Source organism: Rhizobium hidalgonense (assembly GCF_002914525.1).
Taxonomy (GTDB): Bacteria; Pseudomonadota; Alphaproteobacteria; order Rhizobiales; family Rhizobiaceae; genus Rhizobium; species Rhizobium hidalgonense.
On sequence record NZ_LODW01000058.1, the window covers coordinates 24,562 to 35,952 of the forward strand.

The 11,391-nt window shown below is 60.4% G+C and carries 10 protein-coding genes; 9 read left to right on the forward strand and 1 reads right to left on the reverse strand.

What is annotated here, in order from left to right:
• Window positions 1-93 precede the first annotated feature (93 nt).
• From ATY29_RS17140 to glpK, 9 genes are all read left to right on the forward strand, one after another.
• A complete protein-coding gene (locus ATY29_RS17140) occupies window positions 94-867 on the forward strand; it encodes a DeoR/GlpR family DNA-binding transcription regulator (RefSeq protein WP_003571822.1) in 774 nt (257 codons plus the stop codon).
• Between the two features lie 238 nt (window positions 868-1,105).
• Complete coding sequence (gene glpD / locus ATY29_RS17145; protein WP_097537016.1) at window positions 1,106-2,620, forward strand: glycerol-3-phosphate dehydrogenase; 1,515 nt, start codon at window positions 1,106-1,108, stop codon at window positions 2,618-2,620.
• Between the two features lie 42 nt (window positions 2,621-2,662).
• Entirely contained in the window at window positions 2,663-3,742 is a 1,080-nt protein-coding gene (locus ATY29_RS17150; protein WP_003571818.1) for an ABC transporter ATP-binding protein, read from the forward strand.
• Between the two features lie 9 nt (window positions 3,743-3,751).
• Window positions 3,752-4,822, forward strand: a complete 1,071-nt coding sequence (locus tag ATY29_RS17155; RefSeq protein ID WP_003571816.1) for an ABC transporter ATP-binding protein — start codon at window positions 3,752-3,754, stop codon at window positions 4,820-4,822.
• 2 nt (window positions 4,823-4,824) lie between these two features.
• A complete protein-coding gene (locus ATY29_RS17160) occupies window positions 4,825-5,691 on the forward strand; it encodes a carbohydrate ABC transporter permease (RefSeq protein ID WP_003571814.1) in 867 nt (288 codons plus the stop codon).
• A 1-nt stretch (window position 5,692) separates the two neighbouring features.
• Window positions 5,693-6,604 (forward strand): carbohydrate ABC transporter permease, encoded by a 912-nt coding sequence (locus ATY29_RS17165; protein ID WP_003571813.1) that lies wholly within the window; start codon window positions 5,693-5,695, stop codon window positions 6,602-6,604.
• Entirely contained in the window at window positions 6,604-6,900 is a 297-nt protein-coding gene (locus ATY29_RS17170) for a DUF2160 domain-containing protein (RefSeq protein ID WP_097537017.1), read from the forward strand. The genes ATY29_RS17165 and ATY29_RS17170 overlap by 1 nt, the downstream gene beginning before the upstream one ends.
• 80 nt (window positions 6,901-6,980) lie before the next feature.
• Window positions 6,981-8,705, forward strand: coding sequence for an ABC transporter substrate-binding protein (locus ATY29_RS17175; RefSeq protein WP_003571810.1), 1,725 nt, complete (start codon window positions 6,981-6,983; stop codon window positions 8,703-8,705).
• A gap of 152 nt (window positions 8,706-8,857) precedes the next feature.
• Window positions 8,858-10,360 (forward strand): glycerol kinase GlpK, encoded by a 1,503-nt coding sequence (gene glpK / locus ATY29_RS17180; RefSeq protein WP_097537018.1) that lies wholly within the window; start codon window positions 8,858-8,860, stop codon window positions 10,358-10,360.
• A gap of 27 nt (window positions 10,361-10,387) precedes the next feature.
• Here glpK and ATY29_RS17185 read toward each other — a convergent pair whose 3' ends face one another.
• Window positions 10,388-11,389, reverse strand: a complete 1,002-nt coding sequence (locus tag ATY29_RS17185; protein ID WP_097537019.1) for an ABC transporter permease — start codon at window positions 11,387-11,389, stop codon at window positions 10,388-10,390.
• Window positions 11,390-11,391 lie beyond the last annotated feature (2 nt).

The following is an 11,391-nucleotide window of genomic DNA, read 5'->3' on the forward strand; positions in this document are numbered from 1 at the left end:
GTCTGAACTTAAATGGAAGGCGATATCAGCAGATAAGCATTGCGCAGGCGTTCGCTTTCTTTAAAACGAAAGCAGATCGAAAGGTGCCTGCTCATGTTCTTGACCGACCGGCAAACTGAAATCGTGGAAATAGCGAAATCGAGCGGCAGGGTCCTGGTCGAGGAGCTCGCTTCCCGCTTTTCGGTGACGCCGCAGACGATCCGCAAGGACTTGAACGATCTCTGCGATGCGCAGGTGCTGACGCGCATCCATGGCGGCGCCACATTCCCGAGCGGCACCGAGAACGTCAAATACGAGGCACGCCGGCAGATCGCCGCTTCCGAGAAACAGGCGATCGGCATGGCTGCGGTCGAACTGATCCCGAGCGGCGCCTCGCTCTTCATCAATATCGGAACGACGACCGAGGCGGTGGGCGAGGCGCTCGCCAACCATCACGAGTTGATGGTCATCACCAATAATATAAATGTCGCCAACAGGTTGCGCTTGCTGCCGGCGATCGAGGTGGTGATCGCCGGTGGCGTCGTGCGCGGTTCGGACGGCGGCATCGTCGGCGAAGCGGCAGTCGATTTCATCCGCCAGTTCAAGGTCGATTATGCCGTGATCGGCGCGTCGGCGATCGATATGGACGGCGCGCTTCTCGACTATGACTTTCGCGAGGTGAAGGTCGCCCAGGCGATCATCGCCAATGCCCGGCATGTCATTCTGGTTGCCGATTCGACCAAGTTCGAGCGCACGGCACCGGTCAGGATCGGCCAGCTTTCTCAGGTTCATACCTTCATTACCGATCACTGTCCGGCGCCGTCGATCCGCAATCTCTGCCTCGAGAATAATGTGAAGCTGATCGAAACGAACGCTAGATCGCGCTAATCGCGCCGCGATCTTCAGATTCGCTTGGCCCACGTGTCGGTCTTTCGTTTTGCGTAATCCGGGGCGACATGCATTAGGACTTCGGCCGAGGATCTCCCGTCAGCGCCTTGTACTCTCCGTCAGTCAACCCGCGAAACATTCGTTTGACATTCGTATTGCTTTCGTTTTAACTGCCTCTACTTTCGCAATTGCGCAGGTTTTGTGCGATGCGAAATCGGCATTTGGGCTCGGAGGGGTAATGGGCCGGGAGATTCACGACATATTCGTCATCGGCGGCGGCATCAACGGCTGCGGCATCGCGCGCGATGCCGTCGGGCGCGGTTATTCCGTGGCGCTGGCGGAGATGAACGATTTCGCCTCGGGCACCTCGTCGGGCGCCACCAAGCTCATTCATGGCGGCCTACGGTATCTCGAGCATTATGAGTTCCGCCTCGTGCGTGAATCGCTGATGGAGCGCGAGATCCTCTGGGCGACGGCGCCGCACATCATCTGGCCGCTGCGCTTCGTGCTGCCCTACCACAAGGGCGGTATCCGCCCGGCCTGGTTGATCCGCCTCGGCCTCTTCCTCTACGACCATCTCGGCGGCCGCAAGCTGCTGCCGGCGACCTCCGTGCTCGACATGCGCCGCGATCCGGCTGGCAAGCCGCTGAAAGCGCTGTTTGCCAAGGCCTTCGAATATTCCGACGGCTGGGTCGACGATGCCCGCATGGTGGTGCTGAACGCCCGCGACGCCGCCGACAAGGGAGCGACGATCATGCCGCGCACCAAGGTGGTGTCGGCAAGGCGCGAAAATGGCCTGTGGCATATCGAGACGACCGATACGGTCACCGGGCGCAATGACAGCCATCAGGCCAGAATGCTGGTCAATGCCGCCGGTCCCTGGGTCGATCATGTCATCCGTTCGGCCTTTGGCCAGAACGAGGCGCATCACGTCCGCCTCGTCCAGGGCAGCCACATCATCGTCAAGAAGAAGTTCGACGATCCCAGAGCCTATTTCTTCCAGAATCCCGACAACCGTATCATCTTCGCCATCCCCTATGAGGGCGAATTCACGCTGATCGGTACCACCGACCGGGATTACACCGCCGATCCCAGGGATGTCCGGATCTCCGAGGAGGAGACCGTCTATCTTTGCAATGCGGCATCGGAATATTTCAAGGAGCCGGTCAGGCCCGAGGATATCGTCTGGACCTATTCGGCGGTCAGGCCGCTTTATGACGATGGCGCTTCGAAAGCGCAGGAAGCGACGCGCGATTACGTGCTGAAGCTGGAGGGCGAGGGGAGTGCCGCGCCGCTGCTCAACGTCTTCGGCGGCAAGCTCACCACCTATCGCCGGCTTTCCGAGCATGCGCTGGAAAAGATCGGTGCCGCAATCGGCGTCAAGGGCGCCCCGTGGACGGCAAAAAGCCATCTGCCGGGCGGCGATTTCCCGGTCAAGGGTTACGAGGCCGAGGTCGCCAAGTTGAAACGGCGCTATGCGTTCCTTGCCGACCAGCATGCGCGCCGGCTGGTGCGCCGCTACGGCACGAAGGCCGAGGCGCTGCTGGGCGATGCCCGTGCGACCGAGGATCTCGGACGGTTGTTCGGCGGCGATCTCTACGAGGCCGAAGTCAAATATCTCGTCGAACATGAATGGGCCCGGCACGGCGAAGACGTGCTGTGGAGGAGAACAAAGGATGGTCTGCGCCTTTCCCAGGAGCAGGCTCAGTCACTGGAGGAGTACATGGCTGCCATACCGGCAATGGCCGGATAAGGCGGCGTGTGGTCCCCGCTGCGTGGAGGCACGGGAACAGGAATGCTGGAACTGCGAAACGCCGCCAAGATGGTGGGCGCGGACTATCATATCTATCCGACCGATCTGGTTCTCGAGCGCGGCACGCTGAACGTCCTGCTCGGGCCGACGCTGTCGGGCAAGACGTCGCTGATGCGGCTGATGGCCGGGCTCGACCGTCCGACTGCCGGCTCCGTTCATTTCGACGGCGCCGATGTCACCGGCATGCCGGTGCAGAAGCGCAACGTCGCCATGGTCTACCAGCAGTTCATCAACTATCCGGCGCTGACCGTTTATGAGAACATCGCCTCGCCGATGCGCATCTCGGGCAAGGATGCCGCGACGATCGACCGCGATGTGCGCAAGGCGGCCGAGCTTTTGAAGCTCACGCCCTATCTCGACCGCACGCCGCTCAATCTGTCCGGCGGCCAGCAGCAGCGCACCGCGCTGGCGCGCGCCCTCGTCAAGAATGCCAGCCTGGTGCTAATGGACGAGCCGCTCGCCAATCTCGATTACAAGCTGCGTGAAGAATTGCGGCAGGAATTGCCGAAGATCTTTGCCCAGTCCGGCGCGATCTTCGTCTATGCCACGACGGAACCCTCCGAAGCTTTGCTGCTGGGCGGCAATACGGCTGCGCTCAACGAGGGTCGGATCACGCAGTTCGGCCCGACGATCGAGGTCTACCGCAATCCAATCGATCTGACGACGGCGAAAACCTTTGCCGATCCGCCACTGAATTTTATTGATCTGGTCAAATCGGCAGGCAATTTCCTGCGCGACGGCGAGTTGATTTTTGCCGTGCCGCCGCATCTTCAGAGCGTGCCGGACGGGCCGGCAACGATCGCGTTTCATCCGCATCATCTTGCACCCACCGCTCAGACGGCTAGCTCGGCGCGGCTGACGGCACGGACACAGATTTCGGAGATCACGGGGTCGGAAAGTTTCGTTCATCTGCAATTTGCCGACACCCGCTGGGTGATGCTCGCCCACGGCATCCACAATATCGACCCGGACACGGACATCTCCGTTTTCATCGACACGCGCCACCTGATGGCGTTCGGCGCAGACGGCCTGGCGATCACCACTGCCAGGCAGAGGGGCTAGGAGAAGATCATGGCACGTATCACCCTCGATCATATTCGCCATGCCTATGGGCCGAACCCGAAGAGCGAGAAGGACTACGCTCTCAAGGAAGTGCACCACGAGTGGAACGATGGCGGCGCCTATGCGCTGCTCGGACCTTCAGGCTGCGGAAAGACCTCGCTGCTCAATATCATTTCCGGCCTTATTCAGCCGTCCGAAGGGCGCATTCTCTTCGACGGGCAGGATGTTACGAACCTGCCGACGCAGCAGCGAAATATTGCTCAGGTATTCCAGTTTCCGGTCATCTACGACACGATGACCGTCTACGACAATCTGGCTTTCCCCTTGCGCAACCGCGGCGTCGCGGAGCCTGATGTTGATCGTCGCGTCCGCGAAATATTGGAGATGATTGATCTTGCAGACTGGGCCAAGCGTCGCGCTCGCGGTTTGACGGCGGACCAAAAGCAGAAGATTTCGCTCGGCCGCGGCCTGGTGCGCTCGGATGTGAACGCGATTCTCTTCGACGAGCCGCTCACTGTCATCGATCCGCATATGAAATGGGTGCTGCGATCGCAGCTGAAGCGGCTGCACAAGCAGTTCGGCTTTACGATGGTCTATGTCACACATGACCAGACGGAGGCGCTGACCTTCGCCGACAAGGTGGTGGTGATGTACGATGGCGAGATCGTGCAGATCGGCACGCCGGCCGAACTCTTCGAGCGTCCGAGCCATACCTTCGTCGGCTACTTCATCGGTTCGCCGGGCATGAACTTCATGCCGGCCAAGGTGGAGGGCAGTACGGTTCGGGTCGGTGAGCACGCGCTGACGCTCGACTATGCGCCAAAGACTTCGCAAGCGGCCAAGGTAGAGCTTGGAATCCGGCCCGAGTTTATCAGGGTCGGCCGCGAGGGCATGCCTGTGACGGTGAGCAAGGTGGAAGATATCGGCCGGCAGAGGATCGTCCGCGCCCAGTTTGCCGGCCAGCCGATCGCAATCGTCGTCCCTGAAGACGGGGAGATTCCGGCTGATCCCCGGGTGACCTTCGAGCCATCGGCGATCAGCATTTATGCCGACTCTTGGCGCGCCGGACGGGAGGCTTGATCATGGAAAAAACCTGGAACAACAAAGCCTGGTTTCTGGTTCTGCCGGTCCTCGTGCTGGTGGCGTTCTCGGCTGTCATTCCCTTGATGACGGTCGTGAATTATTCCGTTCAGGACACTTTCGGAAACAACCAGTTCTTCTGGAACGGAACGGATTGGTTTACCGAAATCCTGCATTCCGACCGGTTCTGGGCCGCCCTGCAGCGAAACCTGATTTTTTCGTTGATCATTCTCGCTCTTGAGATTCCGCTCGGTATTTTCATTGCGCTCAACATGCCGAAATCAGGCATCGGCGTGCCGGTGTGCCTGGTTCTGATGGCACTACCATTGCTGATCCCGTGGAACGTTGTCGGCACGATCTGGCAGGTGTTCGGCCGCAACGACATTGGTTTGTTCGGCTATTACATCAATGCCATCGGCTTCGATTACAACTACGTGCAGGATCCGCTCGACGCCTGGGTAACCATCATCATCATGGATGTCTGGCACTGGACGAGCCTGGTCGTCTTGCTCTGCTATGCCGGCCTCGTTTCCATTCCGGATGCTTTTTATCAGGCAGCCAAGATCGACGGTGCGTCCCGTTGGGCGGTGTTCCGCTATATCCAGCTGCCCAAGATGAAGCGTGTTCTTCTGATCGCCGTGCTGCTGCGTTTCATGGATAGTTTCATGATCTACACCGAACCGTTTGTCGTCACGGGTGGCGGTCCGGGCAACTCGACCACGTTCCTGTCAATCGATCTGGTCAAGACCGCGCTCGGACAGTTCGACCTCGGTCCGGCCGCTGCCATGTCGCTGATCTATTTCCTGATCATCCTGCTGCTTTCGTGGGTGTTCTACACCGTCATGACAAGCCACGACGCGGAGAATTGAAATGAGCGCCTCCAACGAAACGACAGCGAGCCGAAAGATCTCAGGCGTTACCAGTGTCGCAAGCGGTCTCTCCTCCGATGAAGTCAGCCGTATGATGCGCCGGCGCGGCGAGGAATCGCGCTGGTGGTGGCTGGTTCCGACGATCTATATCATCGTGCTCCTGCTGCCGATCTATTGGCTCGTCAACATGAGCTTCAAGACCAACGCGGAAATCGTCAATTCTCTGACGCTTTATCCTCATAACCCGACGATCGCCAATTACGTGACGATCTTCACGGAGAAGGCGTGGTATTCCGGCTACATCAATTCGATCACCTATGTGGTCATGAACATGGTGATCTCGGTGGCGGCCGCGTTGCCGGCGGCCTATGCCTTCTCCCGGTATCGCTTCCTCGGCGACAAGCATCTCTTCTTCTGGCTGCTGACGAACCGGATGGCGCCGCCGGCAGTTTTTGCCCTTCCGTTCTTCCAGCTCTACTCAGCCTTTGGGCTGATCGACACGCATATCGCAGTGGCGCTTGCCCACTGCTTGTTCAACGTGCCGCTGGCGGTCTGGATCCTTGAAGGCTTCATGTCCGGGGTGCCGAAGGAAATCGACGAGACGGCCTATATCGATGGCTACTCGTTCCCGCGGTTTTTCCTGAAGATCTTCACGCCGCTGATTGCGAGCGGCATAGGTGTCGCCTGCTTCTTCTGCTTCATGTTCTCCTGGGTCGAGTTGCTGATCGCCCGAACGCTGACGACGACCGACGCGAAGCCGATTGCTGCCACCATGACCCGTACCGTCTCTGCATCCGGCATGGACTGGGGTCTGCTGGCCGCCGCAGGTGTTCTGACCTTGATCCCGGGGGCGCTGGTGATCTGGTTTGTACGCAACTACATTGCCAAGGGCTTCGCCCTGGGGAGGGTTTGATGAGCTATTCGCTTCCCGATTTTTCATGGATGGCGTGGACCTGGCCGACGGCCGCCTTCTTCATCGTCATCGTATTGCTGCTGATTGGCATGGGGGCATGGGAATATGCCGTGCCGGGCGGCAATCCGCGGATCGGAATCCTGCGCTTCGAGACGACGCGCGGTGACCGGCTTTTCCTTTCGCTGCTCGGCAGCGCCTTTATCCATCTTGCCTGGCTTGGTCTCGTTGGATCAAGCCTCTGGTGGGCTCTCGCTCTCTCCGTTGCCTACGCCATCGGCGTATTCCGCTACGTGTGAGGCAAGTTGATGCAGATGGCCGGGGGTATTTCTGGCCGCCTGATACGTGAAGACTGCAATCGCAAACCTGGGAGGATCTCATGCGAAGGCATTTATTGACGACGACAGCAGCGGTACTGCTGGCCATGACCGGGTCGGCTTATGCCGGCATGGACGAGGCAAAGACTTTTCTGGATAAAGAGATCGGCGACGTGTCGACGCTCTCTCGCGCCGACCAGGAAAAGGAAATGCAGTGGTTCATCGATGCTGCGAAGCCCCTGCAGGGGATGGACATCAAGGTTGTTTCTGAAACCTTGACCACTCACCAGTACGAGTCCCAGGTGCTGGCTCCAGCCTTTACGGCGATCACCGGGATCAAGGTCACGCACGACGTCATCCAGGAAGGTGACGTAGTCGAGAAGATCCAGACCCAGATGCAGACCGGTCAGAACCTTTATGACGGCTGGGTCAATGACTCCGACTTGATCGGTACGCATTGGCGCTATCAGCAGGTGCGCAACCTGACCGACTGGATGGCCGGCGAAGGCAAGGACGTTACCAACCCCGGCCTCGATATCGACGACTTCATTGGCACCAAGTTTACCACTGCACCGGACAAGAAGCTCTACCAGCTTCCAGACCAGCAATTCGCCAACCTCTACTGGTTCCGCTACGACTGGTTCAACGACGAGAAGAACAAGGCCGATTTCAAGGCGAAATACGGCTACGATCTCGGCGTTCCGGTCAACTGGTCGGCCTACGAAGACATTGCCGAATTCTTTACCGGCCGTGACGTGAACGGCAAGAAGGTCTTCGGCCATATGGACTACGGCAAGAAGGACCCGTCGCTCGGCTGGCGCTTCACCGACGCCTGGCTGTCGATGGCCGGCAACGGCGATAAGGGCCTGCCGAACGGTCTTCCGGTCGATGAATGGGGCATCAAGGTCGACGAGAAGTCGCGCCCCGTCGGCTCATGCGTTGCCCGCGGCGGTGACACCAATGGCCCGGCGTCTGTCTACTCTATCCAGAAGTATCTGGATTGGTTGAAGGCCTATGCACCGCCGGAAGCTCAGGGCATGACCTTCTCGGAATCGGGTCCGGTTCCGGCACAGGGTAACGTCGCGCAGCAGATCTTCTGGTACACCGCATTTACCGCAGACATGGTCAAGCCTGGCCTGCCTGTCATGAATGAAGACGGGACGCCGAAATGGCGCATGGCACCGAGCCCGCATGGCGTTTACTGGAAAGACGGCATGAAGCTCGGGTACCAGGACGTCGGTTCCTGGACGCTGATGAAATCGACCCCGACGGATCGCGCAAAAGCTGCCTGGCTCTATGCACAGTTCGTGACCTCCAAGACGGTTGACGTGAAGAAGAGCCAGCTCGGTCTCACCTTCATCCGCGAATCCACCATTCGCGACAAGAGCTTTACGGAGCGCGCTCCGAAGCTCGGCGGTCTGATCGAGTTCTATCGCTCGCCGGCCCGTGTTCAGTGGTCGCCAACCGGCACCAACGTTCCCGATTATCCGAAGCTGGCTCAGCTTTGGTGGCAGGCCATCGGTGACGCCGCGGCCGGCGCCAAGACGCCGCAGGAAGCCATGGATTCTCTTTGCGGCGAGCAGGAGAAGGTCATGGGCCGTATCGAGAAATCGGGCGTTCAGGGCGATATCGGACCGAAACTGGCCGAAGAGCACGATCTCGACTACTGGAACAAGGATGCCGTCGCAAAGGGCAACCTTGCGCCGCAGCTGAAGATCGAGAACGAGAAGGAAAAGCCGGTCACGGTCAACTACGACGAACTCGTCAAGAGCTGGCAGTCGAAGTAAGGCCAACCTTGGCCGGAGGCGACGAGGCTTCCGGCCACCACTTCTTGCCACCGGCATCCAGCCGGTGGCACTCACAATCTTTCTCTCATGAAACGTCCGCGTCCTGCCGACCAACAGCAGGCTGAGCGTCTTCGTGCGAGCCGGAGACGGATATGAGCGGCTATATTCTTGCAATCGACCAGGGCACCACGTCTTCACGCACGATCATCTTCGATGGCGAAATGAAGATGGCCGGCTCGGCCCAGGCGGAGATCACCCAATATTATCCGCAGCCTGGATGGGTGGAGCATGATGCCGGCGAAATCTGGCAATCCGTCGTCGACACGGCGCGCAAGGCGATCACCGATGCCGGTCTTGATGCCGCCGCCATTGCCGCGATCGGCATCACCAATCAGCGCGAAACGGCTGTCGTCTGGGACCGCAGGTCGGGCGCGCCGCTTCACCGGGCGATCGTCTGGCAGGACAGGCGCACGGCCGAAATGTGCGAGAGCCTGAAGGCCGACGGATATGAGAAGCTGTTCAGCGCCAAGACCGGCCTGCTGCTTGACCCCTATTTCTCCGGAACCAAGCTGCGCTGGCTGCTCGACAATGTCGATGGCCTGCGGGAGAAGGCGGAGGCAGGCGAGGTCTGCTTCGGCACGATCGACAGCTGGCTGATCTACAAGCTGACGGACGGCCGCGTGCACGCCACCGACGCGACCAATGCGTCGCGAACGTTGCTTTATAATATCGACGACGGCGTTTGGGACGAGGAGCTTCTGGGCATTCTGGGCATTCCCTCTGCCATGCTTCCCGAGGTCAAGGAATGCGCCGATGATTTCGGCCGCGCTGACAAGGCGCTGTTCGGTGCCGAGCTTCCGATCCTCGGCGTTGCCGGTGACCAGCAGGCGGCGGCCGTGGGCAATGCCTGCTTCGAGCCCGGCATGATGAAATCCACCTATGGCACCGGTTGCTTTGCCCTGCTGAACACCGGCCGGGATCGTGTTTCCTCCTCCAACCGGATGCTGACCACGATCGCCTGCCGCCTCGACGGCGAGACGACCTACGCGCTCGAAGGCTCGATCTTTATCGCCGGTGCCGCCGTGCAATGGCTGCGTGACGGTCTCGGCATCATCGATCAGGCGTCGGAGGCGGGCGTGCTTGCGGCCAAGGCCGATCCCGGGCAGCAGGTCTATATTGTTCCGGCATTCACCGGCCTTGGCGCGCCCTATTGGGATCCGAACGCGCGCGGCGCGATCTTCGGCCTGACGCGAAACAGCGGCCCGGCGGAATTTGCCCGCGCCGTGCTCGAATCCGTCGCCTACCAGACACTCGACTTGCTGGTGGCGATGAAGAAGGACTGGGGCGTCAACCAGCTGGAAACCGTGCTGCGCGTCGATGGCGGCATGGCGGCTTCGGATTGGACGATGCAGTGCCTGGCCGACATGACCGGAAATCCCGTCGACCGCTCGGCGATCCGCGAGACGACGGCGCTGGGAGCCGCCTGGCTTGCCGGCTCGAAAGCCGGCATCTGGCCGAGCAAGAAGAATTTCGCCAAGGCCTGGGCTTGCGACCGCCGCTTCAACCCCTCGATGGAGGAGACCGAGCGCCAGGCAAAAATTATCGGCTGGAAGAATGCGGTGTCGCGGATGATTTCGGACACCTCGGCGGGCTGACACCTATCCCGGATACGGCTTCATCTCTTATGCGCTGCCGGCGGCTTTCCTGTTGACGAAGCTGAGCGCGAGTACTGCGAAGATCAGTGTTCCCGTGCCGACCTGCTGCCAATAGAAGTTCAGATCGGTCAGCAGCAGCCCGTTGGCGACGATGCTGAGCAGCAATGCGCCGAGAACGGTGCCGCCGACATTCGGCCGCCCGAGCGGACTGAGCGTCGTGCCGATGAAAGTGGCGCCGATGGCGTTCAGCAGGAAGGCATTGCCCGAGGAGGGGATGTAGGTGGTGACCGTCGCGGTCAGGATCAGGCCGGCGATGGCTGCGATCATACCGACCAGAATGAAAGTCACGGCGACATGCGCCGGCGCGGCGATGCCGGAATAGCGCACGACGCCCGGCTGGATGCCGATCGACAGAATGACGCGGCCGAACCGGGTGTGGGCAAAAACGACGGCGGCGGCGGCGATGACGACAATGGCAACGGCAAGCGGCACCGGGAAGCCGGCGAGGGCGCCGTGGCCGAGGAAACGGAAGGCTTCCGGCACGCCGTTCGGCGGCAGATAGACCGGATTGCCGCCATTGGTCAGCAATTGCTGGACGCTGCGGCCGATGAACAGCGTGCCGAGCGTGGCAAGGAACGGCGACACGCCGATCCCGGAAATCAGCAGCGCGTTGAAGGCGCCGACAAGCGCTCCGGCCGCAAGCCCGGCAAATGCGGCGATTGCCACCGGTTGGCCGGCGAGCACGAGCGAGACGAAGGCGAAACTGGCGAAATCCATCGCCGTTCCCGCGGACAGATCGATGCCGCCCGACGCCACAGCGAAAGTCATGGCTATCGAGACGATGGCCAGCAGCGTGAAATTGTTGACCAGGATGCTCTGCAGGTTGGCAAGCGTCAGGAATGTCGGCGTTATCAAGGAAAAGGCAGCGAATACCGCAATCAGGGCGAGGATCAGCCCATAGCGCACCAGGCCGCCGGCGATGAGGCGCGGCAAGCCGACGGCGGGGGAAGGGGAGGTTTGCAGCGACATGA